The sequence below is a fragment of the Methylorubrum populi genome (assembly GCF_002355515.1).
Classification (GTDB): domain Bacteria; phylum Pseudomonadota; class Alphaproteobacteria; order Rhizobiales; family Beijerinckiaceae; genus Methylobacterium; species Methylobacterium populi_A.
In genome coordinates this window covers 2,413,267-2,437,047 of sequence record NZ_AP014809.1, presented here as the reverse complement: position 1 = coordinate 2,437,047, position 23,781 = coordinate 2,413,267, and the positions used below count along the sequence as shown (strand labels likewise).

Annotated in this window: 26 protein-coding genes and 1 tRNA gene; 11 read left to right on the top strand and 16 right to left on the bottom strand. The window is 69.5% G+C overall.

The window, feature by feature from the left end; translation table 11 throughout:
• The first annotated feature begins 93 nt into the window (after nt 1-93).
• Nucleotides 94-483 (top strand): tautomerase family protein, encoded by a 390-nt coding sequence (locus tag MPPM_RS11150; protein WP_009864586.1) that lies wholly within the window; start codon nt 94-96, stop codon nt 481-483.
• On the opposite strand, the gene MPPM_RS11145 is transcribed toward MPPM_RS11150, so the two are convergent.
• On the bottom strand, nt 467-1,369 hold the full coding sequence (locus tag MPPM_RS11145; RefSeq protein ID WP_096485136.1) for a LysR substrate-binding domain-containing protein: 903 nt from the start codon (nt 1,367-1,369) through the stop codon (nt 467-469). The genes MPPM_RS11150 and MPPM_RS11145 overlap by 17 nt on opposite strands.
• Before the next feature lie 117 nt (nt 1,370-1,486).
• On the opposite strand from MPPM_RS11145, the gene MPPM_RS11140 reads away from it, so the two are divergent.
• The 4 genes from MPPM_RS11140 to MPPM_RS11125 all read left to right on the top strand — a co-directional run bounded on the left by MPPM_RS11140 (nt 1,487) and on the right by MPPM_RS11125 (nt 3,847).
• The gene (locus MPPM_RS11140; RefSeq protein WP_096485135.1) at nt 1,487-2,707 is read left to right on the top strand and encodes an MFS transporter; all 1,221 of its coding nucleotides are present in this window, start codon (nt 1,487-1,489) and stop codon (nt 2,705-2,707) included.
• A gap of 120 nt (nt 2,708-2,827) precedes the next feature.
• On the top strand, nt 2,828-3,193 hold the full coding sequence (locus tag MPPM_RS11135) for a hypothetical protein (RefSeq protein ID WP_096485134.1): 366 nt from the start codon (nt 2,828-2,830) through the stop codon (nt 3,191-3,193).
• Between the two features lie 144 nt (nt 3,194-3,337).
• Complete coding sequence (locus MPPM_RS11130; RefSeq protein WP_244573537.1) at nt 3,338-3,565, top strand: hypothetical protein; 228 nt, start codon at nt 3,338-3,340, stop codon at nt 3,563-3,565.
• Nucleotides 3,566-3,847 (top strand): hypothetical protein, encoded by a 282-nt coding sequence (locus MPPM_RS11125; protein ID WP_012454006.1) that lies wholly within the window; start codon nt 3,566-3,568, stop codon nt 3,845-3,847. It abuts the gene before it with no gap.
• Nucleotides 3,848-4,049: 202 nt separating this feature from the next.
• Here the strand turns inward: MPPM_RS11125 and MPPM_RS11120 are convergent, their stop codons facing one another.
• The 4 genes from MPPM_RS11120 to oxlT form a co-directional block, all read right to left on the bottom strand.
• Nucleotides 4,050-5,630, bottom strand: a complete 1,581-nt coding sequence (locus MPPM_RS11120) for an acyl--CoA ligase (RefSeq protein WP_096485132.1) — start codon at nt 5,628-5,630, stop codon at nt 4,050-4,052.
• Between the two features lie 4 nt (nt 5,631-5,634).
• Nucleotides 5,635-6,642 (bottom strand): 2-dehydropantoate 2-reductase, encoded by a 1,008-nt coding sequence (locus tag MPPM_RS11115; RefSeq protein ID WP_096485131.1) that lies wholly within the window; start codon nt 6,640-6,642, stop codon nt 5,635-5,637.
• A gap of 117 nt (nt 6,643-6,759) precedes the next feature.
• Nucleotides 6,760-7,524, bottom strand: coding sequence for a fumarylacetoacetate hydrolase family protein (locus tag MPPM_RS11110; protein WP_096485130.1), 765 nt, complete (start codon nt 7,522-7,524; stop codon nt 6,760-6,762).
• Nucleotides 7,525-7,535: 11 nt separating this feature from the next.
• A complete protein-coding gene (gene oxlT / locus MPPM_RS11105; RefSeq protein ID WP_096485129.1) occupies nt 7,536-8,846 on the bottom strand; it encodes an oxalate/formate MFS antiporter in 1,311 nt (436 codons plus the stop codon).
• A gap of 292 nt (nt 8,847-9,138) precedes the next feature.
• Here oxlT and MPPM_RS11100 point away from each other — a divergent pair, with 292 nt between their 5' ends.
• Both MPPM_RS11100 and MPPM_RS11095 read left to right on the top strand, forming a co-directional pair.
• Nucleotides 9,139-9,342, top strand: coding sequence for a CsbD family protein (locus MPPM_RS11100; RefSeq protein WP_096485128.1), 204 nt, complete (start codon nt 9,139-9,141; stop codon nt 9,340-9,342).
• Nucleotides 9,343-9,474: 132 nt separating this feature from the next.
• The gene (locus MPPM_RS11095) at nt 9,475-9,891 is read left to right on the top strand and encodes a CsbD family protein (RefSeq protein WP_096485127.1); all 417 of its coding nucleotides are present in this window, start codon (nt 9,475-9,477) and stop codon (nt 9,889-9,891) included.
• Here MPPM_RS11095 and MPPM_RS11090 read toward each other — a convergent pair.
• Together MPPM_RS11090 and MPPM_RS29185 are read right to left on the bottom strand one after the other, a co-directional pair.
• Nucleotides 9,875-10,684: a diguanylate cyclase domain-containing protein gene (locus MPPM_RS11090; RefSeq protein WP_096485126.1), complete on the bottom strand. Its 810-nt coding sequence runs from the start codon at nt 10,682-10,684 to the stop codon at nt 9,875-9,877. The genes MPPM_RS11095 and MPPM_RS11090 overlap by 17 nt on opposite strands.
• A 189-nt stretch (nt 10,685-10,873) precedes the next feature.
• Complete coding sequence (locus MPPM_RS29185) at nt 10,874-11,005, bottom strand: hypothetical protein (RefSeq protein ID WP_280176351.1); 132 nt, start codon at nt 11,003-11,005, stop codon at nt 10,874-10,876.
• Here MPPM_RS29185 and MPPM_RS11085 point away from each other — a divergent pair.
• Nucleotides 11,004-11,780, top strand: coding sequence for a creatininase family protein (locus MPPM_RS11085; protein WP_096487808.1), 777 nt, complete (start codon nt 11,004-11,006; stop codon nt 11,778-11,780). The two genes, MPPM_RS29185 and MPPM_RS11085, sit on opposite strands and share 2 nt — an antisense overlap.
• A gap of 42 nt (nt 11,781-11,822) precedes the next feature.
• Here MPPM_RS11085 and MPPM_RS11080 read toward each other — a convergent pair whose 3' ends face one another.
• The 4 genes from MPPM_RS11080 to MPPM_RS11065 form a co-directional block, all read right to left on the bottom strand.
• Complete coding sequence (locus MPPM_RS11080; protein ID WP_096485125.1) at nt 11,823-13,088, bottom strand: glycosyltransferase; 1,266 nt, start codon at nt 13,086-13,088, stop codon at nt 11,823-11,825.
• Nucleotides 13,089-13,138: 50 nt separating this feature from the next.
• The gene (locus MPPM_RS11075; RefSeq protein WP_096485124.1) at nt 13,139-14,422 is read right to left on the bottom strand and encodes a hypothetical protein; all 1,284 of its coding nucleotides are present in this window, start codon (nt 14,420-14,422) and stop codon (nt 13,139-13,141) included.
• Between the two features lie 271 nt (nt 14,423-14,693).
• Nucleotides 14,694-14,769, bottom strand: a tRNA-Thr gene (locus tag MPPM_RS11070).
• A gap of 242 nt (nt 14,770-15,011) precedes the next feature.
• Entirely contained in the window at nt 15,012-17,123 is a 2,112-nt protein-coding gene (locus MPPM_RS11065) for a putative bifunctional diguanylate cyclase/phosphodiesterase (protein WP_096485123.1), read from the bottom strand.
• Between the two features lie 518 nt (nt 17,124-17,641).
• Here MPPM_RS11065 and MPPM_RS11060 point away from each other — a divergent pair.
• On the top strand, nt 17,642-17,962 hold the full coding sequence (locus MPPM_RS11060; RefSeq protein WP_096485122.1) for a DUF167 family protein: 321 nt from the start codon (nt 17,642-17,644) through the stop codon (nt 17,960-17,962).
• A 24-nt stretch (nt 17,963-17,986) separates the two neighbouring features.
• Here the strand turns inward: MPPM_RS11060 and cmk are convergent, their stop codons facing one another.
• Both cmk and aroA read right to left on the bottom strand, forming a co-directional pair.
• Entirely contained in the window at nt 17,987-18,655 is a 669-nt protein-coding gene (cmk, locus tag MPPM_RS11055) for a (d)CMP kinase (RefSeq protein WP_096485121.1), read from the bottom strand.
• On the bottom strand, nt 18,652-20,013 hold the full coding sequence (gene aroA / locus MPPM_RS11050; RefSeq protein WP_096485120.1) for a 3-phosphoshikimate 1-carboxyvinyltransferase: 1,362 nt from the start codon (nt 20,011-20,013) through the stop codon (nt 18,652-18,654). Before aroA ends, cmk begins: the two co-directional genes overlap by 4 nt.
• Before the next feature lie 399 nt (nt 20,014-20,412).
• Here aroA and MPPM_RS11045 point away from each other — a divergent pair, with 399 nt between their 5' ends.
• Nucleotides 20,413-20,679, top strand: a complete 267-nt coding sequence (locus MPPM_RS11045) for a hypothetical protein (protein WP_096485119.1) — start codon at nt 20,413-20,415, stop codon at nt 20,677-20,679.
• A gap of 167 nt (nt 20,680-20,846) precedes the next feature.
• A complete protein-coding gene (locus MPPM_RS11040) occupies nt 20,847-21,221 on the top strand; it encodes a TIGR02300 family protein (protein WP_096485118.1) in 375 nt (124 codons plus the stop codon).
• A 213-nt stretch (nt 21,222-21,434) separates the two neighbouring features.
• On the opposite strand, the gene MPPM_RS11035 is transcribed toward MPPM_RS11040, so the two are convergent.
• The 3 genes from MPPM_RS11035 to MPPM_RS11025 all read right to left on the bottom strand — a co-directional run bounded on the left by MPPM_RS11035 (nt 21,435) and on the right by MPPM_RS11025 (nt 23,479).
• Complete coding sequence (locus MPPM_RS11035) at nt 21,435-22,169, bottom strand: FAD-binding oxidoreductase (protein ID WP_173807905.1); 735 nt, start codon at nt 22,167-22,169, stop codon at nt 21,435-21,437.
• Nucleotides 22,170-22,174: 5 nt separating this feature from the next.
• Nucleotides 22,175-22,780: a sulfite oxidase-like oxidoreductase gene (locus tag MPPM_RS11030; RefSeq protein ID WP_096485117.1), complete on the bottom strand. Its 606-nt coding sequence runs from the start codon at nt 22,778-22,780 to the stop codon at nt 22,175-22,177.
• 198 nt (nt 22,781-22,978) lie between these two features.
• Nucleotides 22,979-23,479 carry a hypothetical protein gene (locus MPPM_RS11025; protein ID WP_096485116.1) on the bottom strand — a complete coding sequence of 167 codons (501 nt, stop codon included), beginning with the start codon at nt 23,477-23,479 and terminating at the stop codon, nt 22,979-22,981.
• Between the last annotated feature and the right edge of the window lie 302 nt (nt 23,480-23,781).

Sequence of the window (23,781 nt, the reverse complement as noted above, 5' to 3'; positions counted from 1 at the left end):
CGGTTGGAAGCGGCCGGAAGCGAGGCTACTTAACCGCGAGCGCCCGGCGACCGCCAGAGGGCGCATCCCCTGCCATGGCTTGGAGAGTATCAGATGCCCCTGATGCGTTTCGATTTGATCGAGGGCCGCAGCGATGCGGAGTTGAAGGCTCTGCTCGACGCTGCGCACGAGGCGATGCTCGAAGCCTTCCAGGTGCCGCCCGGCGACCGCTACCAGATCGTCACCGAGCACAAGCCCTCGCGGATGATCGTCGAGGATACCGGTCTCGACATCCCCCGCACGCGGGACGTGGTGGTGGTGCAGATGATCACCCGGCCGCGCGGGCGTGAGAAGAAGGAACTGTTCTACCGGCTGCTGACCGAGAAGCTGCAGGCCGCCTGCGGCATCGCGCCGGCCGACGTGATGGTCTCGACGGTGGAGAACACCGACGAGGATTGGTCGTTCGGCCACGGCCGGGCGCAGTTCCTCACCGGGGAATTGTGAGCACCGGCGCCGCCCCCTCCGCCACCAGCCAGTCGATGAGGGCAGTCAGCGCGGGCGACTTGTCCGCATCGAACGGCGTCAGGGCGAAATAGGCGGCCCGCTCGACCCGGATCTCCGGAAACGGCACCACGAGCCGGTTCGCGGCGACCATCCGGTCGAGCACCGGGAACGGACCGATGCCGAGACCGGTCCCATCCTCCAGCGCCTGGAGGGTCACGAAGAAATGGTCGAACACCCGGCGACGCACACCGCCGGGCAGGGTAATGCCCGCCGCCGCGAGCCAGTCGATCCAATCGCCCGGCCGGGTCTCGGTGCCGAGCAAGACGTGGCTCTCGAGATCGCGCGGGGTCGCGAGCGGCCTGCTCCGCAACACGGCGGGGCTGGCTACCAGGGTATCCGCCTCCGTCAGGAAGGGCACCGCGCGGTGCTGCGGCCACGGCTCGGGGCCGCGCCGGACCGCGAGGTCGAACCCGCCGCGCAGCGCGTCCTGCAGAGTCGTCGTCGTCGTGACCCTGATCTCGGTTCCGGGGCGGGCCGCGTGGAAATCGTCGAGGCGGGGAATCAGCCAGCGCATCGCGAAGGTCGCGGGCGCGCTGACGCGCAGGACGCGCGGCGCCTGGGGCCGCCCGCAGGCCTCCGCCGCCGCCGTGAGCCGGTCGAACGACAGGCTGATCTCCTCGGCGAAGACGCGGGCGGCCGGGGTCGCCACCATCCGCCGCCCGACCCGAACGAACAGCCGCTGCCCGAGCCACGTCTCCAGGGCGGCGATCTGTCGGCTCACTGCCCCGTGCGTCAGCCCGAGTTCGAGGCCGGCCTGAGCATAGCTGCCGGCCCGGGCCGCGACCTCGAACACCTGCAGGGCGTGGAGCGGCGGCAGCCGGCGCATCGAGCACATCCCCCGACCCGTGAGAAAACCGCACGCAACCCGTGCGGAAGGCGGCTCTCATCTCACAAAGCTCACAGGTGTAGGTTCCCCATGCAAGTGTCAGCGGGGACTTTTCGTGTGAACCAGGCTGTTCGACTCGACGGATCGATGCGGGGCGACAGCCGTGAACGCCAGCGGCGCAGCCTCGGCGGGGCCTGCCTCGCCCATGCCCTGCACGACGGCTACACCGATTTGCTCTACGTGATGCTGCCGGTCTGGCAGACGGAGTTCGGCCTCGGCTATGCCGGACTCGCCGTTCTGCGCAGCCTCTACTACGCCACCATGGGTGGGCTGCAGGTGCCTGCCGACCGGCTGGCGGCGCGGTGGCCAATCCGCACGGCCCTCGCCGTTTCGACGCTGGTCGCTGCCGCGGGCTTTTCCGTCATGGCGCTGAGCACGGGCCTGTTCGGGCTCTGCGCCGGGCTGGTGCTCGCCGGAATCGGCGCGAGTATCCAGCACCCGCGCGCCTCGCTCCTCGTCGCGCAGGCCTATGGCGGTTCGGCGCGGGGGCCGTTAGGGATCTACAACTTCGCCGGTGATCTCGGGAAAGCGCTGTTTCCGGTCGCCGTCGCGCTGCTGCTCGGCGTGCTGGCTTGGCGACCGGTCGCCGGGCTGATGGCGGGAATCGGTCTCGCCGCGACGGTCGCACTCGCCCTCGTCCTGCCGCGGGGATCGCTCGCCGCGGCACCGGTGCGGACCCATCGAACCGGCGGCGAGGGAAGCGGCTTCTCCCTCCTGATGACGGTCGGCGCCCTCGACACCGCCACGCGAATGGGCACCCTGCTGTTCCTGCCCTTCCTGCTGGAGGCGAAGGGCGGCACCGGCACGACGACCGGGCTCGCCCTCGCCCTGGTCTTTTCCGGCGGCGCCTTCGGCAAGGCCGTGTGCGGCTGGCTCGGCGAACGCGTCGGAGTCGTGCCCTGCGTCGTCGCGACGGAGACGGCCACCGCACTGCTGGTCGCGGCGCTTCTCGTTCTGCCGCTCGGTCCGGCCCTGGCGGTGCTGCCGCTCGTCGGCCTCGTCCTGAACGGCACCTCCTCGGTGCTCTACGGGACGGTGCCGGATCTCGCGCCGCGCGGCGATGTCGGCCGGGCCTTTGCCCTGTTCTACACCGCCGTGATCGGATCGGGCGGGCTCGCGCCGATCGCCTACGGGGCGCTGGGTGACCGGGCCGGCTCCGGCATCGGCCTGCTGGCGGCGGCCGCCACGGCCCTGACCATCGTTCCCCTCGTGCTCGGCTTGCGCCGGCCGCTCACCCGGATCGAGCGAGAGATCGCACAAGAACAAGCACGGCTTTGACGGTCGATTTTCTTTGCACGGCCAAGGTACGGGCAAGTCACGTCACCAAATCAGGTCAACCTTTCGTCAAGATCGAAGGCCAAGGGCGTCCCCGAACTGTTTTTCAAAGGGACGAACCGGATGCGAAAGACCTGCCTCGGCGCCTGCGCCGGCCTCGCGTTGCTCGCGGGATTGTCTGCGCCCGCGCAGGCCGAGAACCGGACCGCGATGGGCGTCGGGGCCGGTGCCGTGGCCGGCGCGCTCGTGGGCGGACCGGTCGGCGCCGTGGTGGGCGCGGTGGCCGGCGGCGTCATCGGCTCGAACAGCGGCGCGCGTCCCCGCTCCGCCCGCAAGCGCCGCGCCGCCCTGCGCCGGTCGGTCCGTGCGCCCCGCCGCGCCGCGATGGCCGAGCCGGCGCCCGCCCGCTCCGACATTCCCCGCGCGATGAATACGGGCGGCACCGGCAGCGCCGCCCCGGTTCGCTCGGGCTGGCAGGATCCGCGCTGAGCCGGAACCGGACCGGCCTCTGAAACTGTCGCTTTCACGTCACAGCCAGGGAAATGCGCAAGCGTGACCGGTCCGGTGCCATTTTCATGACGCGATGCGGCGCGCAGGATCGGCCTCGTGCAATCGTCCGAGAGCGAGGAAGCGATGGCTGATCCGAGCGCCGACCCGAACCGAACGGACCGAATGCAGACGGTGTCGCGCCTCGAGCGGCCCGTCGTCAGCCGGGTGACCAAGGGTGTCGCCTCCGCCATCGGCAAGCGCCTCTCCGTCGACAAGGACAGCGCCCTGCCCGATCGCCTCGCCTTTCTCGTGGATCGTCTCCAGGCCGGACCTCTCGGCCGCACCTCCCTCAAGCATCGTCGAGTTGCCTGAATGTCCAAGTTCGATCGCGCCCTCAACGACGCCACCGTGGTTCCCTTCCCCGCCGCCGCCACCGAGGCGGTCGCCGACGAGAACGTCGCCTCGATCATCGAGGTGCTTCAGGACCAGCTGAAGCTCGCCCGCGAGGGCAAGCTGCGCTCGGTCGCGGTGGTTTCGGTCTCGAACGACGGCAGCGCCATCGGCACGCAATGGTCCTGCGCCCACGGCGATGTGGCGAGCCTGATCGGCAAGCTCACCGTGCTGTCCCACGACATGATGGCCGCGCGGAACTGATTCTTTTCGACAGTTCAGAATGAAGAAGGGCCGGCGGTGCATCCGCCGGCCCTTCTTCATTCGCGAAGGTAACTATCCGCAGCGTCCCGCTGCTGGGTGACTTCGGCTCCGCCGCACGATGACGGCGGACGAGCCCGTCAGCTGATCGCGCGTCAGCGAAGCGATCCAGGCATCGCGACGATGCCTGGATCGAGCAGCCACCTCAGGCCAGCCCGAGCTTCTGCGCCAGCCCGATGCGCTGGAGCTTCCCGGTCGCGCCCTTGGGGATCTCGTCGAGGATCAGGATCTTGGCCGGCACCTTGAAGGCGGCGAGCCGCTCCGAGGCGAAGCTGCGGATCTCCTTCTCGAGCGCCTCGGCGCCCTCGCGCAGCACGATCGCGGCGGCGACATCCTCGCCGAGCTTGTCGTGCGGCACCGCGAAGGTGACGCATTGCGACACCGCCGGGTGGTCCATCAGGATCTCGTCCACCTCGCGCGGTGAAATCTTTTCGCCGCCGCGGTTGATGATCTCCTTGAGGCGCCCGGTGATCGAGAGGTAGCCCTCAGGGCTCAGCACGCCCTGGTCGCCGGTGCGGAACCAGCCCTGCCGGGTGAAGGCCTCGGCATTGGCCTTGTCGTTGTTCTCGTAGCCCTTCATCACGTTGTCGCCGCGGATGACGATCTCGCCGGTCTCACCCGCGGGCAGCGGCTCGCCGTCGATATCCACCACAGCGATCTCGGGACCGGCCGCGAGTCCGACCGAACCGGCATAGTGGGGCCGGGGCGGCAGCGGGTTCGAGGCCATCTGGTGGGCGGCCTCGGTCATGCCGTAGGCCTCGATCACCGGCGCGCCGAAGGTGTCCTCCAGCTCCTTCATCACCTGCGGCGGCAGGGACGAGGACGAGGAGCGGATGAAGCGCAGGGGGTTGCGCGCGATGATCTCCGCGTTGCGCGCGGCACGCCCCAGGATCGCCTGATGCATGGTCGGCACGCCGGTGTACCAGGTGGGGTTCACCTCATCCATCCAGCCAAAGAACTTCAGCGCGTTGAAGCCCGGCGTGCAGGAGACTTGGCCGCCCGCGGAGAGCGGGGCGAGGATGCCGGCGATCAGGCCGTGGATGTGGAACAGCGGCATGATGTTGAGGCCGCGATCCTCGGACCCGAAGGCGAGCGCGGTGCGGATGTTGCGCGCCGAGGCGCAGACATTGCCCTGCGTCAGCGGCACGATCTTCGGCCGGGAGGTCGTGCCGGAGGTGTGCAGCACCAGCGCGATGTCATCCGTTTCGGCCCGGCCGCCGCGAGCGGGCTCGCCCGTCGCGTCGTCGGCGAAGTGCAGCGTGAAGCTGCCGGCGCCCTCCTCCGGCGTCGGCCGCAGGCGGGCCACCGACACGCCGAGCTTCTCCGCCACGGCGATCGCGGGCGAATCGGAGCCCTCGGCGACCAGGAGGAGCTTGGCTCCGAGATCGCTCATGTAGAACTCGAACTCGTCGGCCTTGTAGCTCGGGTTGAGCGGAGCCGATGTGGTGCCGGCAGCGACCGCGATGAAGGCCGCCGCCATCTCCGGGCCGTTCGGCAGCACGATCGCCACGCGGTCGCCGCGGCCGATGCCGCGGGCGTTGAGACTGGCGATCGTGCGCTCGGTCAGGGCGCGCAGGGCCTGGAACGTCAGCGGCACGCCGCCGGGGCTCGACAGGGCGGGAGCCGCGTCGGCGCCGGCCTGGATCAGCTCGTGAAGAGTCGTCGCGGCCACGCTGGCCTCCTTGGAGTCGGTGGGGGGAAGGGCGGACGTCTCGGGCAGAAGCATCGTGTCACGCTCTCTGGATCGCGAGACGGCCATTGGCGCGCTCCAGGCTCTGGGCCAGGAGCCGCATCAGGGCGAAGACGGTGTCGATATGCGGGGTCGGCGTGCCGGTGAGGCGGCCGAGCTCGATCACCGAGCCGACCAGCGCCTCCAACTCGATCGGGCGGCCGGCCTCGACGTCCTGCAGCATCGAGGTCTTGTGCGGGCCGACCTTCTCGGCGCCGGCGATGCGCTTGTCGATGCCGAGCCGGAAGGTGACGCCGAGCCGGTTCGCGATCACTTCCGCCTCGCGCATCATCTCGGCGGCGATCGCCCGGGTGTCGGGGAAGCGGCAGATGTCCTCCAGCGTCGCGTGGGTCAGCGCGGAGATCGGGTTGAAGCTCAGATTGCCCCACAGCTTGAGCCAGATCTCGGCGCGGATGTCGCTGGTGACCGGCGCGCGGAAGCCCGCCTTGGCCAGACGCTGCGACAGGGCCAGCACCCGCTCCGACTTCGAACCGTCGAGTTCGCCGAGACCGAAGCGGTTGCCCTCGATCACCTTCACCGTGCCCGGATCGGTGAGCACGGTCGCCGGATAGACCACCGAGCCGATGACGTGCTTCGCGTCGAGGTTGTCGGCGATCAGACCGCCGGGATCGGCGCTCTCCAGCCGCGTGCCGGCATACTCGCCGCCATGGCCGCCCATGAAGTACCACCACGGGATCCCGTTCTGCATCGTCACCACGACGGTGTCGGGGCCGATCAGATGCTTGAGATCGGCGGCGATCGGTCCGACCTGATGCGCCTTCACGGTCAGCAGGACGACCTCGTGGACGCCCGCCTCCTGCATGGAGCGGGTCGCCTTGACCGATTTCGAGTGAATCTCGGTGCCGTCCTCCTCGATCAGGCGCATGCCGCCCGCCTGGATCGCCGCCGCGTTGGAGCGGGCGATGAAGGTGACGTCCTCGCCGGCCTCCGCCAGCCTGACTCCGAGATAACCGCCGATGGCGCCGGCGCCGACGATCGCGATGCTCATGTCTCTCACCCGTGCTGCCGTTACCGCTCCGCCGGCCAAGCCTTGAAACGTCGCTTCCTAGAACGCCGATCCGGCCGAGTTCGTCCGCCCGCGGAGACCACTTTTACTTGAGTTCGCCTATTCGAAACGATTGCTGAGCGTTCCGATGCCCTCGATCACAATCTCGACCGTGGCGCCCTTCGGGATCGGACCCGACCCGACCGAGGTGCCGCAGGCGATGACGTCGCCCGGTTCCAGCGTCAGCCCTTGCGAGAGCTGCGCCACGAGCCGGGGAACCGGGATCAGCATGTCGCTGATCGGAAAACTCTGCCGCTCGCGCCCGTTCACCAGGGTTCGCACGGTCAACGCTTCCGGATCGAGCCCGGTGGCGATGACCGGGCCGAATGGGCCGAAGCCGTCGAGGCCCTTGGCGCGGGTCCACTGCGTGAAGCTCGCATCCGCCTTGAGGATCGCGGCGGAGGTGACATCGTTCACGCAGGTGAAGCCGAAGACGTGGCCGGCGGCCTCCTCCTCGGTGAGATCGCGCGCCCGCTTGCCGATCACGATGCCGAGTTCGCCCTCGTAGAGCGCCCGGCCGGACGCCTCCGGCACCGTCACCACCGCGCCCGAGGGCCGGAAGGTGTTGGCGGGCTTGATCAGGAACAGCGGCGCCTCGGGCCGAGACAGTCCCTGCTTCTCCATGAGCGCCCCGAAATTGTTCCACAGGGCGATCATCTTGGAGGGCCGGCAGGGCAGGCCGACGCTCACTTCCGCGAGCGGCAGCGCCTGCCCCGTCGGCCTGTTCTCGCCGAACAGGTCGCCCTCGAAGACCTCAATCCGCTCTCCGTCGAGCCGGCCGAAGCCGGGCGCGCCGTCGTGGGTGAAGCCGATCCAGCGGGTCACGGCCTCCCTCCTCACTGGTTGCGGGCGACGAAGCGGGCGCGCATCGGCTTCAGCACGAAGAGCGCGAGGAAGCCGGCGACGAAGGCCATGCCGGAGGCGAGGTAGAACACGTTCTGCCAGGAGCCGGTCGCGGTCTGGATCGCCAGGAAGGCGGGCAGCATCAGCGAGGCCGTGCCCTTGGCGGTGTAGAGCAGGCCGGCATTGGCGGTGGCGTTCTTGTCGCCGTAGGTGTCGGCGCAGGTCGAGGGGAACAGCGAGTAGATCTCACCCCAGGCGAAGAACACGAGGCCGGTGAGGAGCACGAAGGCCATCGGCGAGTGGGCGAACATGCCGAGCGCCAGGATGCCTGCGCCCTCGACCATGAAGGCGAGGAACATGGTGTTCTCACGCCCGATCCGGTCGGAGATCCAGCCGAAGACCGGCCGCGTCACGCCGTTGAGCACCCGGTCGATGGTGAGCGCGAAGGTCAGCGCCGGCAGGGTCAGGCCCATCAGGGAGACCGGCACCGTATCGACGTGGAAGTCCTTGGCAATGGGCGCGAGCGAGGCCGTCGCCATCAGGCCGCCGGCGGCCATCATCACGAACATCGCGTACATCAGCCAGAAGACCGGGGTGCGCACCATCTCGGCGGAGGAGTACTGGCGGCGGCTCGTCGCGTTGGGGCTGACACGGCCGGCGAGCATCCGCTCCTTGTAGGCGGCGCTCGGCGAGGACAGCAGCAGGGCGGCGACCATGACCACGATGCCCTGGCCGAGGCCGAAGGCGAGGAAGGTCTGCTCGTAGCCGCTGTCGCGGATCATCGCGGCGATCGGGATGACGGTGAGGGCCGAACCCGCGCCGAAGCCAGCGGCGGTGAGGCCGGCGGCGAGGCCCCGGCGATCGGGGAACCACTTGAGGGCGTTGCCGACGCAGGTCCCGTAGACCGCGCCCGCGCCGATGCCGCTAATGGCGGCGGCGAGATAGAGGAACCACAGCGAGTCGGCGACCGAGTTCATCGCCCAGCCGATGGCGCAGAGCGCGCCGCCGAACAGGGTGACGACCTTCGGGCCGTACTTGTCGACGAACCAGCCCTCGATCGGAACGAGCCAGGTCTCGGTCAGGACGAAGATCGTGAAGGCGACCTGGATCGCCGGCTTGCCCCACTGGTACTTGTCGTTGATCGGGTTGACGAACAGCGTCCAGCCATACTGGAGGTTGGCGATCATCGACATGCACAGCACGCCGAGAATGAGTTGTCCCCAGCGCCCGCCTACGGGCGAATCGGCTCGCGAGGCGGAATAGGCACTGGCGCCCGGCAATGGATCGGCGGCTTGAACGGCCATGAAGCGGTCCCTGATCTCACATTTTCTTGGCGGGCCGGGACGGCTGCCCGGCTTTGCCATATTGTAATTTTGGATACGGCATACGTAACCGTTCGCGGCCCGACCTCTGACAGGAAAATATTTGGCCGCTGCGCAGATATTTTTTGAACGTCCGGGCGAATTGAATTCATTTTCAGCGGCATGTGCGGCACGGCACGCCTTATCATAGGAGTGGAACCAAGCGCCGGGGGGATCCGTTCAGCTTGCCGAGAGCGCCGCGAGACGGCGCGAGACCAACGAACGGAGAGACGCGATGAGCAGCACGACCGACAAGATCAAGGGCGCCGCCAACGAGGTCGCCGGCAACGTCAAGCAGAGCGTCGGCAAGGTGACCGGCAACGAGAAGCTGCAGGCCGAGGGCAAGGCGCAGGAAGTGGAAGGCCAGACCCAGCGCGCCGTCGGCGGCGCAAAGCAAGGCGTCAAGGACGCCGCGGATGCGGTGAAGAGCAAGCTCTAAGCTGATCCGTCGGGCTCGTCCCGACAGAGATCCGACGGCCGGAGCCGCACCCGACCGGGTGCGGCTTCTTCGTTTCAGGGCCCAACCGAGAGGCGGACCCGGCCGACCATTTCGCACAAAAGGGATTTCGACATGAACAGGGACCAGATCGAGGGCGGCCTGCGCAACCTCAAGGGCCGTGGCCGTACGGCGATCGGTGCCGTGGCGGGTCGCGCCCGGCCCCAGGTCGAGGGTGCCTACGAGCAGGTCGCGGGCGTGGCCCAGTCGGCCTATGGCCGGACCCGCGAGCGGGCCGAAGATCTCTACGAGGACGGCTACCGCCTCGCTGACGAGGCGGTCTCCCGCGGCCGGCATCTGCGCGAGGAGGCCCTCGAACACGGTCGCCATCTGCATGAGGAGGCCCGTTCCCGCGGGCGTCACCTCCGCGACGAGGCGAACCGGCACGGTCGCGAACTCGCCATCCGGGCCGACGAGAACCGCGGCACGACGCTGGCGCTGGTCGCCGCGACGGCCTTCGGGCTCGGCTGGCTCCTCAGCCGTCGCCGCTGACGGTGGAGTGCCGGGCGGCCTCCTTCGCCGCCTCCTTGGCCTCGTAGAGGGCGCGGTCGGCCCGGGTCAGCATTCCGGCCGTCAGGGAGATGGGCGCGGAAAGGGCCGCACGAATCGCCTCCGACGATAGCTCCGCCCCGTCCGGCAGGACGAGGACGAATTCGTCGCCGCCGGGCCGGGCCGCGAACAGGCCGTGGCCGGCCGCCAGATCCGCGAGCCGGCGGCCGATCTCCGTCAGGACGCGGTCGCCCGCGGGATGGCCCAACCGGTCGTTGATCGGTTTGAAGCCGTCGAGATCGAGGCTGATCACGCCTGGCCGCTGCCCGGCGGCCAGCCGTTCGGCGAGTTGCTCGCGCAGGTACATCCGGTTCGGCAGACCGGTGAGGTCGTCGTGCCGGGCGATGTGGCGGAGCCGCTCGTTCGCGGCCTCCCGTTCGGTGATATCGCGATCGATGCCGCGATAACCGAGCAATGTGCCGTCCGGGTCGAGCAGCGGCACGCCGCTGGTTTCCAGCACGACGAGACTGCCGTCCTTGCGCAGGTTGCGGTTGAGGAGCTGGGAGAACGGCCGCCGCTCGGCGGCGATGGCGCCGAAGATCCGGCCGACCCGCTCGGCCTCGGCGGGGGGCATGAAATCGAAGGGCGTGCAGCCCAGCACCTCCTCCGGCTCGCGGCCGAGCAGAGCGATGCATTGGCGCGAGGCGTAGGTGTAGCGCCCCTGCGCGTCCACCTCCCAGATCCAGTCCGAGTTCTGCTCCAGCATCTCCCGCAGACGGGCCAGCTCCCGGCGCATCGCCTCGGCGGGATCCGCATCCGCGGCACCGGAGACGGGCGGCGTCGGAGGGGGCCGGTTCGGAGAATTTGTGTTCACGGAGATTCGGTGCCGGCCACGGACATGATCCCGCATGACGTGATCGCGCAAGACATGGGACATCTTGACTAACGAGCGGTTGAGACCGGAAGCGATCCGGGATCGGCGGGCTTAGAGCATCATCCCGGCAGGCGGTTTGCGGCTTTCGGAAAAAGATGATGCAAAAACAAAAGCCTGGCGCATCGTGCCGGATCCGATATCCGGCACGATGCGCCAGGCGCGCGAGAACGGAGACGACAGCATGCCGGCGCGATCCTGGCTCGACCTCACGACGGCGGAGATCCGCGCACGCGACATGAGCCGCGCCATCGCGGTGCTTCCGGTCGCGGCGGTGGAGCAGCACGGGCCGCACCTGCCGCTCGGCACCGATACCCTGATCGCGGAAGGCTATCTCGAGCGGGTATCACGGCTCGTGCCGGAAGCGCTCGACGTGCTGCTCCTGCCCGTCCAGGCGATCGGCAAGTCGGACGAGCACGCTTCCTTCCCCGGGACGCTGACCCTGACCGCCGCGACCGCCCTCGCCGCCTGGACCGAGATCGGCGCGAGCCTGCATCGGGCGGGCTGCGCGAAGCTCGTGATCGTCTCCTCCCACGGCGGCAACAGCGCCCTCATCGATCTCGTGGCGGGCGAGTTGCGGGGTCGCCACGGCATGGTCGCGGTGACGACCTCGTGGAGCCGCCTCGGCCTGCCCGAGGGCCTGTTTCCAGCCGACGAGATCCGCCACGGCATCCATGCCGGCGGCCTCGAGACCGCGCTGATGCTGGCGCTGCGGCCCGAGCTCGTGCGGCAGGACCGGATCGAGAACTTCGAGCCCCGCACGGTGGCGATGGCGCACGACTTCTCGCTTCTGCGCGCCGGCCGTCCGGCGGCCTTCGCCTGGAAGACGGAGGACCTCCACGCCTCCGGCGCCCTGGGCGACGCCCGTCTCGGCACGGCGGAAGCGGGCGAGGCCGCGCTCGATCACGGGGCGCGCACCTTCGTACGGCTGCTGGAGGAGGTGGATCGGTTCGCGCTGTGAGGGTCCATCTGCGTGCGAAGGCCGAGCGGGTCGCCGGCGGACTCAACGGTCCAGCCGTCGAACCGTCCGGATGAAGGTCTCCACCGCGTCGCAGGCCTGGGCGATGCCATCCTCCTGCGCCATCCGCGCCTTGGCGGCGGTGCAGGCCTGGGCGACGCGGGGATCGCTCAGCAACCGGCGCAGCGTGGGCGCGGCGCGGGCCGGGGTGAAGCGGCGGCGACTCAGGGCGGCGCCGACACCGAGCCGCCGCAGCCAGCGCGCCTCGTCGAAGTGATCGAAGGCGACGGGGACGACCAGTTGCGGGATGCCGGCCGCGAGCCCCTGCGCGACGGTGCCGATCCCGCCGTGATGGACGAGCGCGGCGCAGCGGGGCAACACCCGGCTGAAGGGGGCATAGGGGACGTGCAGCACGCTCGCAGGCAGATCCGCCGGCACCTGTCCGCCCTGCGGCGCCAGGAGGATGCCGCGCCGCCCGAGATCGGTGCAGAGCCGCAGCGCAGTTTGGAAGAAGGCCCGGCTCCGGGACATGGCCGAGCCGTAGGTGAAGGCGAGCGGCGGCGGCCCCTCGTCGAGGAAGCGGGTCAGGGCCGCCGGCGGCTCGGCGACGTCGCCGAAGCGATCGGCGAGCGGGAAGCCGACCTGCTGCGCCTGCGGAATCCGGTGCGGCTGCGGCGCGGCGTACCATCTGGGGAAGGTGAACAGGACGCGCTGCGGGCTGCTCCACCAGCGGCGGAGGCGGTGAACCGGCGGCAGATCCAGCCTCGCGCGAAACGCGTTCAGGGCCGGCAGGGCGGCGGGGCCGATCACGAAGCGGTCCGCCCCGCGCCCGATCCAGTGGCGGACGCGCGCCGGCACCCGCTCGGGAAGCGGCAGGCCGGGCAGGACCGGGGGATCGATGCGGCTCCCGGCGAGCAACGGCATGAGATGCACGGTGACGACGTCCAGCCCGAGCTTCTCCTGCGCCACCCGCGCCCCGAGTGCCAGGGTCGAGGCGAGCACGATGCTCTCACCCGGACGCGCGTTCCCGGCGAGCCAGGCATAGGTCGGCTCCGTGAGGAGCGAGACGTGGCGGAACATCAGCCCGACGCCGCGCCAGGGACGCCAGAGTCCGGTCTCGGTGGCGGCGCAGCGGTAATCCGCCTCCGTCCCGAGGGCGAAAAACGGCAGGCCTGCCCGCTCCGCCATCGCGGCGAAGGGCGCGGGCGCCGCCAGGGTGACCGCGTGCCCGCGTCGCCGCAACTCGGTCGCGATGGCGAGGAGCGGCAGGACATCTCCGTGGCTGCCGACGGCAACGGCTAAGACGCGCATCGACCTCACGACCGGTTCGCGCTCGTCACCCGCGGAGACGAGCGTTCGGATCAGAGCGGAAGGGCGGGCTCAGGTTCGCGGCACGCGGCGGGGGCGAGCACCTGCTCGCGCAGCCGCCGCGGGCCCAGGGTCATCGCGAAGAAATCGTAGGCGCCCGGCCGCTCGTTGGCGAGCAGGAACTGGAAATGCATCCGGAACGGTCGGAAGCGCACCCGCTGGTAGGTCTCCGGACACAGCAGGTCGCGGAAGCGGGCCGAGCGCACGAGGGGATTGGCGACCGGCTGCCCGCACAGGCGGAGCTTGAGATCGTGCTGCGGATTGAAGCCCGGAAAATTCATCCAGTCCTGGGGCGCGTGAAAGTCGCACCAGACGACGCGCCGCTCCGTGACGAGGCGTGCGATCTCCGCCCGCAGGCGCGCGGCGGCGGGCTGCATCGCCACGAGCGGCAATCCGGACCCCAGCGTCGCCAGCGACAGGTTCGGTCCCGCGGCGCCGATCGAGGCGTCGCGGGCGAGCACCCGGGCCGCGACCTCTGCGGCGGTCAGCCCGCCGGAGGAATGGCCGACGATCATCACCTCGTCGGTCGGCTGCCCGGCCTCCGCCCGCGCCGCGAGCGAAGACAGGATGTGATCGGCAAAGGCATCGAGACGGCGCTCGTAATCCGGCCTCCAGCCCTGGCCGTGCTGCCAGTTGAAGACCCAATCGTTCAAGAGCTGCCAGAAGAAGACACGGTTCAGGAAGGCCTCGATCGCCTTGATCCAGACGATACCGGCGACCACGCCCAGCGGCAGCGAGACCCAGAGCGGAAGACCGAGGCTGTGGCCGAACCCATTGCCCAGATGGGCATGGACCGTCACGCCGATGGCGACGGACAGGGCGGCGAGGAGGATCACCATCACGAACGGGTAGAGGATGACGTTCCCGTACTTCCAGTTCAGCCGGTAGAAGCGGAACATCAGGCCGTTCAGGATCGTCTGCAGCGTGCCCGCGACGAGGAGCGCGACGCTGACGAAGCGGGATCGGGCAAAGTCGCGGGCGACGATGTCGTCCCACAGGAGCACGTCGTACCGGGTCTCGGCCCCCTCGCCCTGCTGCGGGGCGCTCACGGTCCAGCTCTGGACCAGCCCGTCCTTGCTCAGCCGGGCGCAGGAGATGTTCCGCCGATCGCCGCCGAACCGCTTGGTGTATCGGGACCATTCCCGCACGAACAGCAATCGGTAGCGCGTCCGCGCCTCGGGATCGTAACCGGGGATATAGAAAACATAGCGGTGGCGCACTGTTCCGAGCCGCGCCTCCTGCAGATCGGGCGGCGTGAAGCTCAGCGAATTGTGCATACGCCCGAATGCCCCATCCGGATGACTGCCCTCGCTCGTGATCGGGCAGGTCCGCTGCAATGAAAGAGAGCCTCAAAGCCCCTTCAAATGCACTATCATTCGTTACAGCTTTTAGAATTGTGAAAAGCCGGGCGCGTCTTTCGAAATCGATGCAGTGTCAGGGCATTTGTCGCGATCGAATCTCCCGATCGTGTCTCGGACGGGCGGACCACCGCCGACCTCGATCGTGGCGAGGCGTCGGATCCGATCACATGGTCGAGGGAGAGTCCGATGGTGCCGGTTGCGGGACTCGAACTCGCGACCTACCGCTTACAAGGCGGTTGCTCTACCAACTGAGCTAAACCGGCAGCGCACCACCCGCTATCAGCCCGCCCCGAACGGCGCAAGCGCATCCAAGTCCGTTCTCTCCGCTTTAACAGGCCAGGCGCCGTATATTGCGCACAACTGATCTTGTTCTCAACAGCCGAGTTCAAGCATTCGAGCCCGGCCGGCAACAGGTCGATCGCACCTAGTCCGGTTAGCCGACCGGCTCAGAATGCGATGTGACCGGGATCAGCGACGACGCCTTGAGGTCTGGGAGCGGCCACCGTCAGGCCGCCTCCGGGTGATCCTGGATCTTCCCTCGGCCATCCTTCGGCAACGCGACTCGCCGGGCGGATCCGCGCCGCTCAAGAGTCGAATCGAGATTCGGATCGAGGCATGCCACGGGCTCCGGGCGGCCGAACAGGTAGCCCTGCAGGTCGAGCCCGCGTTCCTTCGCAAGCAGACGGCGCTGCTCCTGCGTTTCCACGCCCTCCGCCGTCACCGCGAGGCCGAGGCTGCGCGACAGCCCGATGATCGCCCGCACGATCGCCGTCGATTGCGGGTCCAGGCCGAGTCCCCGGACGAAGCTCCGATCGATCTTGAGGCGGGTGAGCGGGAAGGTGTGGACGAAGCTCAGGGACGAGTAGCCGGTGCCGAAATCGTCGAGGGCGATCATCACTCCCAGAGCCCTCAGGCGCTGGAGCAGGCCGAGGGCCGACTCGCGGTTCTGGAGCACCGCCGTCTCGGTGATCTCGATCTCCAACCGGTGCGGCGGCAGACCGCTTTCGGCAAGCGCCCGCTCGACGGCGTCGATGAAGAGCGCGCTGCGCAATTGCGTCGCCGAGACGTTGACCGCGACGGTGAGATGAGCGGGCCAGGTCGCCGCCTCGCGGCACGCCGCCGCCAGGATCCACGCACCGATTTCGGGCATCAGCCCTGCTTCCTCGGCCACCGGCACGAAGTCCGCGGGCGATATCGCCATCCCATCCGGCCGGCGCCAGCGCAGCAGCGCCTCGAAGCCGATGGTCGCGCCGGTACGCGCACGCACGATCGGCTGGTAGTGCAGGACGAATTCGCGCCTCTCGACGGCACGGTTCAGATCGGCCTCCAGGCTCGCCCGCGCCGCGGCGCGGTCCCCCATCGCCGGGTCGTAGAAGCTGTAGCGGTTCCGGCCCTCCTTCTTGGCGTCGTAGAGGGCGAGGTCGGCGTTGCGCAGAAGGAGATCGGGATCGCGTTCGGCCGGGAGGGCGACGGCGATGCCGATGCTGGCACCGATGCGGACCGACAGCTTCTTGACCGTGTAGGGCCGGTTGAGGACCTCCAGGAGCTGTCGGGCCGTATCCGCCAGCCGGAGGGGATCGGCGGGCCTGAGGATCAGCGCGAACTCGTCGCCGCCGAGGCGCGCGATCACGTCCTGCGCACGCACCGTCCGCTGCAGGCGCCGCGCGACCTCTTGAAGGAGCTGGTCGCCGACGGCGTGCCCGAACGTGTCGTTGATCGGCTTGAAGCGGTCGAGGTCGATGTAGAGGACGGCGCAACTCTCCCACGTCTCGGAGGCCAGCGTCTCCGTCAGGGCATGATGCAGCGTCGCGCGGTTGGCGAGATCCGTCAGGGGATCGTGCTCGGCGAGGTGCTGGATCTGTTTCTGGAACCGCCGCCGCTCCGTCACGTCGGCGAAGGTCGAGACCCATCCGCCGGCGGCGAGACACCGGGTTGTGACCGACAGGATCCGCTCCCGATGCAGGATCTCGGAGATCGCGGGCGCCTGAGGGTCGAGGTCGGGGCGGAGGTGGTCGCGCAGGAAGGGGAGCGCGGCCGTCTCGCTGAGGGCGCCGCACAGCACCGCCCGTATCGCTGCTCCCGCCAGCGGCGCCTCGCCCGGCAGTGCGAGCATCTCGTGCATCCGCGCGTTGGCGAGCACGACGCGCTCTTCGCCGTCGATGAGACACAGGCCATGGGCCATGTTGGACATAGCGAGGTCGAGATTTTCGAGGGCCGAATCGAGCTTCACCGTGTTGGCCCGCTTCTCGGTGCAATCACGCGTGACCTTCGCGAAGCCGATGAAGCGACCGTCGTCGTGGATCGCATCGATGACGATATGGGCCCAGAAGCGGGAGGCGTCCTTGCGAAGGCGCCATCCCTCCGCCTCGAACCGGCCGTCCTGCCGCGCCGTCCTGAGACCTCGCTCGGGCAGGCCCGAGGCACGATCCTCCAGCGTGTAGAAGCAGGCGAAGTTCTGCCCCACGATCTCGTCGGCCGCGTAGCCCTTCGCGCGCTGCGCCCCCACGTTCCAGTTTGCCACGGTGCCGTCCGGAGACAGCATGAAGATCGCGTAGTCGGTCACTCCCTGGACGAGCAGGCGGTACATGATGTCGGCGTCGTCGCGGCGGTCGGGCATCGGCGATTCCAACAAAATTCGCTGGGCAAGGGAAATGCCACAAAAGTTAAATCTTGTTGCGACACGCCCGCTCTCGCCTTGTCCAGCCGCCCGGGCAATCATCCTTTCGGAGGAGGAATTGGCCGCCTTCAGGTTGCGCTGCCCGGGGCAAATGTAACCCCGTCACCAGTGGCGACCCTGACACCGTGCAACGACACCTCACATCGCTGCGGCCATCGGCTGAATATCACGATGGCGTGAACCAATTCGCTGGCGAAGTGCACGAATGGCGAAGCCGTGGTCGGCAAGACACTCGCCTGTGCCCGCCCCTTCCGCCCGCTGCTTGATGTAACCTTTCACCGATGCGAGACGGCACGGTCCGGACGCAGCGGGATCAGCGTGGGGCGTGCCGCGACGGCAGGATCCGATCGGCGCGCCGATCCGGTCGAGTTCCGGATGACATCCGGGCGCGCCGAAGGGCAGAGGAAGCTCGGACCGTTTCCGTGCCGCCGGGAAGACGGCGTTGGCGAGGCCTTCCGATGCACACTCCCTACACCCTGGGCACGGACGGCCTCGTTCTCGCGGTGCGGCTGACGCCGCGGGCGGGCCGCACCGGCCTCGACGGGGTTCGCACGGAGGCGGACGGGCGACCGGTTCTCTGCCTGCGGGTGGCAGCGCCGCCGGTCGAGGGCGCCGCCAACGCGGCCCTCACCGCCTATGTCGCCAACAGCCTCGGGCTGCGCAAGGCCGAGGTGACGCTCGTCTCCGGCGAGACCTCCCGCACCAAGCGGCTGCACCTTGCCGGCGATCCGCAGGCGCTCGCCGCGCGCGTGGAAGCGTGGCTGGAAGCGGAGAGGTGAGCCGACGGGGCCTTCGAGGGGTCCTCAGGCGGCCTTGAGCCGCTCCACGATGGCGACCGCCTCGGCAAAGGCGGCCTCGGCATCGAGTTCGGTGGTATCGAGCACCACCGCGTCCTCGGCGGCCTTCAGCGGGGCGGCGGCGCGGCTCGAATCGCGGGCATCGCGGGCGCGGATGTCGGCGAGGATCGCGGCGAGCGTCGTCTCCTCGCCGCGTCCGAGCAGTTCGCGGTGCCGCCGCCGTGCCCGCTCCTCGGGCGCGGCGATGATGAACAGCTTCACCCGCGCCTTGGGGCAGACCACCGTGCCGATGTCGCGCCCGTCGAGAACCGCGCCCTCCGCGCCCTCGGCGAAGCGCCGCTGCCAGGACAGCAGGGCGGCGCGCACCTCCGGCACCGAGGAGACCCGCGAGGCCGCCTCGCCCATCGCCCGCTCCCGCAGGCGGGGATCGGAAAGCCGCTCGGCCGAGAGTGCGGAGGCGGCCCGCGCCGCCGCCGCCGTATCGTCGAGGTCGGTTCCCTCGTCGATCAGGGTCAGCGCGACGGCGCGGTAGAGCAGGCCGGTATCGAGATGCGGCAGCCCGTAATGCAGGGCGAGGCGCTTGGCGAGCGTGCCCTTGCCCGAAGCGGCCGGGCCGTCGATGGCGATGACGAGGGGCGCTCCGTTCCGCTCCACGGCGACATCACCCGGGATCATGCCGCGGCCCCGTCCTCGATGCGGGCGCCGAGCGCCAGCATGGTCGGGCGGAAGCTCGGGAAGCTCGTGGCGATCATCGCCCCGTCATCCACGGTGACGGGGCGACTCGCGGCGAGCCCCATGACGAGGAAGGCCATGGCGATGCGGTGATCGAGATGGGTCGCGACCGTGCCGCCGCCCGCGGGCGCCGCGCCGTTGCCCGTCACGATCAGGTCGTCCCCCTCCACCGTGTGGGTGACGCCGTTGGCGGCGAGCCCCGCCGCGACCGCCGCGAGCCGATCGGATTCCTTGACGCGCAATTCGTGCAGACCGTTCATCCGGGTCTTGCCCTCGGCGAAGGCCGCGGCGACCGCAAGGATCGGATATTCGTCGATCATTGAGGGCGCCCGCTCGGCGGGCACGTCGACGCCGCGGAGGCGGCTCGCGCGCACCCGCAGGTCGGCCACCGTCTCGCCCCCTTCCTCGCGCTCGTCGAGGCGCTCGATATCGGCGCCCATCTCGATCAGGGTAGTGATGAGGCCGGTTCGCAGCGGGTTCATCATCACGCCGCGCAGCGTCACCTCCGAGCCCGGCACGATCAGGGCCGCGACCAGCGGGAAGGCGGCCGAGGACGGATCGGCCGGCACGACCACGTCGGTGCCGCGAAGGGTCGGCTGGCCGGTCAGCGTCACCGTGCGGCCATGCCCGCCCTCGCCCGACGGCGTCACGCTCACCTCGGCGCCGAACAGGCGCAGCATCCGCTCGGTATGGTCGCGGGAAGCGGCCTTCTCGATGACGGTGGTGGTACCCGGCGCGTTGAGCCCGGCGAGCAGCACCGCCGACTTGATCTGTGCCGATGCCACCGGCAGCTCGTAACGGATCGGGATCGCCTCGCGCGGGCCCTTCAGAGTCAGCGGCACACGCCCGCCCTCGGCCTCGGACACGATCTGCGCGCCCATCTTCAGGATCGGATCGAGGATGCGCCGCATCGGCCGCTTGCGGAGGCTGGCATCGCCGTCGAAGGTCGCGGTGACGGGCTGGCCGCCGACCACGCCCATCATCAGCCGCGACCCGGTGCCGGCATTGCCGAAATCGAGCACCTCGGCCGGATCCTGCATCCCGCCGATGCCGACGCCGACGATCCGCCAGCGGCCCTCGCCCTCGCGGGTGACCTGGGCACCCAGCGCCTCGGCGGCGGCGGCGGTGCGCAGCACGTCGTCCCCCTCCAGCAATCCCTCGACCCGCGTCTCGCCGATGGCGAGCAGACCCAGGATCATCGCCCGGTGCGAGATCGACTTGTCGCCCGGCGGCTTCAGGGCCCCGTTCAGGGAGCCTCCGGGATAGGCGGTGACGGGCTGCGGTTCGGAATCGTGCGACACGGGGATCTGACGTCTCACTCGAGCGCTGCGCTGAGGCGTGTCGGCACCCGAAAGGGCACCACGGCCGCCCGCCGGACGACCCGGCGCGACCGGCGCCCGTTACCATGCGGGCCGGCCCGCGTCATCCGGGCGCCGGCCGGCAGGTGCGGCGCCCGGCATGTGCGGGGCAACCGGCGGCCGTTGGATTCAGGATCCTGCATCCGTCGCGTCCCGCGACAGGGCCAAATCGAGACAGGGCGATACCGAGCCGCAAGGCGGATCCGTCCCGGCTGCGATCACCCCACCCTGTCGCGTTCATGGCTCCGCGGCCCGCGCCCTGGGTGACCGATCCCTGTGTGAAAGGTCCACAGACAAGCATTCGGGCGGTGTCCGATACTCGACAATTCGCAACATAGGTTTATGGTGGCTTCCATGACGCCCGTGAGCCAGTGCCTGCGCAAGGTCGATCATGCATCCGCCGTTGCCGATTCATCGGCAGGCGAACGCGTTCTCAAGGCCCTGGACGAGCTGGAAAGCGCCTATCGTCGGCCCAGCGAGCGCATCGTCGCCCTCGAAGCGATCCTGCACGAGTTCGACCGCCGTGGCCGGGTGACAGGCACGCCGTTCAGCCGCCTCCTGCGCGTCGCCGTCGAGCGGCGGCAGAACAAGTGGTCGCGCTACGCCTGACCCGGCTCTCCTCTCCGTTCGCGGCCATCTTCGCCGAGCGCCCCGCACGGGATGCAGCGCGATACGATACGGCGCGCGACATGCCGTTTGACATGGGCGGAGGCTGCGACTAACGGGGCCGCTCTCCCGGATCCTTTTCCCCTCTCCGTCCCCAGAGGTTTGCACCCGTGGCTAGACCGGAACTCGGCGTCAAACGCCAGTGCATGAATTGCGGTGCCAAGTTCTACGATCTCGACCGTGATCCGGCGACCTGCCCGAAATGCGGCACGATCTACCAAGTCGCGACGTCCCGCGTCGCTCCGCCCGTCGCCAGCCGCTCGGATGACGACGAGGACGAGGACGAGAAGGGCGGTCCGGAGATCGTCTCCCTCGACGAGGCCGAGGCCAGCGAGGACGATACCGATATCAACGTGGACGACGAGGAAGGCGGCGACGACGCCAGCGGCGGTGCGGACGACGACACCTTCCTCGAGGAGGAGGACGGCGACGACGACGTCTCCGACCTGATCGACAACGACTCGGACGGCGACGAGGAAGGCTGAGCGCGCCGGATCCGATCTCGGTTCGGCGGCAGCGGCCCCCGACCGTCGCCCCCCGAAGCCGCAAGGAGCCGATTCCCGCCGAGACCGGCCGGGATCGGCTCCTGTTCGTTCGGGCCAACCGGACGCCCTCCCCGGGGACCCCGCCTTTGGATCGGGCGCTTCGCCCGCAATCCCTGCCTTGAGCCCCTGCCCGAGCGGTGGAACCGAGCGCCGTCAGCCGCCGAAGCGCTCGGTGCGGATCACACCTGGCTTCACGCCGGCATCCACCAGCAGATCGGCGACGGTGCCGACGAAGCCGTTGCCGCCGCAGACGAAGGCGTGGCGCGGCATGCCGAGGCATTCGATCGCCGTGTCGATCATCACGCGGTCGATGCGCCGGCCCGCGGTCGCGCCCTCGCGGGTGAGGAGCAGGGTCAGATCGAAGCCGGTCTCGTCGCGGGATCGGGCGGCGAGTTCCGCCCGGGCGATGGCCTCGGCGGAATTGCGCACCGAGTAGATCAGCAGCATCGGCACCTCGGGCGCCCGCAGGGCCCGCTCGCGCACCATGGCCAGCAGCGGCACGACGCCGGAGCCGCCGCCGACCAGCAGCACCGGGCCGCCGTCCTCCGGTCCCCAGTCGAAGGCACCGAGCGGTCCGCGCAGCTCGATCGCGTCGCCGATTTCGGCCACCGTGTCGAAGAAGCCGGACACCTCGCCCGTCTCCAGTCCCTCAATCATCAGCTCGATGCCCCCGGGGTCGCCCGGTGCCGAGGCGATGGAGTAGCTGCGCTGCGCCTGGTAGCCGTCGGGCGCGGTGAGGCGCACGTCGACGTGCTGGCCGGCCCGGTGCGGCCGATCGAGGGGATCGAAGCGGAAGCTCTTCACCCGCGGCGTGACGGGCGTGATCGCCCGGATCGCCGCGGCCCGCCAGGGTGACGGCGAGAACGTGGTGCCGCTCACGTCGGGCAATCCTTTCAGTCGCCGCTGAAGCGCTGCTCGCGCCAGGGGTCACCGTACATGTGGTAGCCGCGCAGCTCCCAGAACCCGGCCTCGTCCGCTTGCGTGAAGCGCAGACCCTTCACCCACTTGGCGCTTTTCCAGAAGTAGAGGTGCGGCACGAGGAGGCGCGCCGGGCCGCCATGGTCGGGCGGGATCGGTTTGCCGTCGTAGAGGGTCGCCACCATCGCCTTGCCGCCGGTGAGATCCGCCACCGGGATATTGGTGGTGTAGTCGTCATGGCTTTCCGCCAGGAGGAAGCCCGTCGGCGCCTCGAGGCCGGCCGCCGCGAGGATGTCGTCGAAGCTCACGCCCTCCCAGGCGGTGTCGAACTTGGACCACTTGGTCACGCAGTGAATGTCGCCGCTCCAGCGGGTGCGGGGCAGTTGCGCGAACTCGTCCCAGGTCCAGCTCGCCAGCGGCCGCGAGCCCTGGCGCAGGGTGAAGCGCCAGCCCTCGGTCGAGACCCGCGGCGTCGGACCGAGCTGAAGCACGGGAAAGTCGTCGGTCAGGTACTGGCCCGGCGGAAGCCGGTCGCGGATCGCTGCGGCAGGGGGCCGCCCGGTAAAGCCTCGCGTCGCCATCCCGCTCCTCCGCCGCCTCGCTTGATTGTGTCGCCCAGTCGTCTTGCCTACCGGAGTCCGGCCCGACGCACAGCCTCGGATGTGAGCCAAATCCCAGGGGCGGCAACGAGGCTGGGGCGGCAACGGGACTTGGCCCGAAAGCGTTCCCCGAAGCCACGCCGTTCCGCGCTGCCGTCGAGGATGGCACCGAGAAATGCGTCAGGCCGGCCGGGACAGGTCGGAACGGGGAAGCCGCAGGATGCGCGGCCGCCAGATGCCGAGCGCAACGTTGAGGACCGCGACCGCGAGGATCACCCAGAGGGTGTTGCGCTCGGCCGCGAGCGCGCCCGTGAGGGTGGCCGCATCGATCTCGCCCCGGAGCGCGGCCGCGCTGCGCCGGGCTTCCTCCTGCATCGGCCCCTGGATGCCGACGAAGCCGCCCTCGAACACCAGCACGCCGGTGGCGAGCTTGACCCAGGCCCAGCCCGCCTCCCGGAAGCCCGGATGGAACGCCACAGCCAGCAGCCCGGCCACCAGCGTGAAGGCGAGGGAGGGCAGGAAAATCCACGTCGCGACCGCACCCATCGCCCCGCGCATCAGGGCGTAGCCGGCGAGTGCCTCCGGCGGCGGGGTGAGGCTCAGGAGGACGATGAGGCAGGCCATCGCCCCCATCAGCCCGATCGCCCCCATCGTGTGGAGGAACTTGAGAAGGCGTCGCATCTCGGTGCGTCCCCACCGCGGCAAACCTCCGTGGATTGTAGACACGAAAGCGGATGCAACGCGAGCATTGCCGAACCGGGACGAAGGCCGCCTCCGAGCGGGGCGGTTCCGGCAGGCCGCAACTCGGACTGGATCGTCCGCACCGACGGGTTAGCCCAAGCTATTCTTACTTTAGACTTGGAATAAATTGTTGTGCCGCCGCCACGATTGGCCGCAGAGCGGCAAAGTCCTGTCGATGATCCCGGCAAAAGCTTGCCGCGCACGGAGCAACATAGGTAAAGGCGCAGGACCGGTTTCGAACA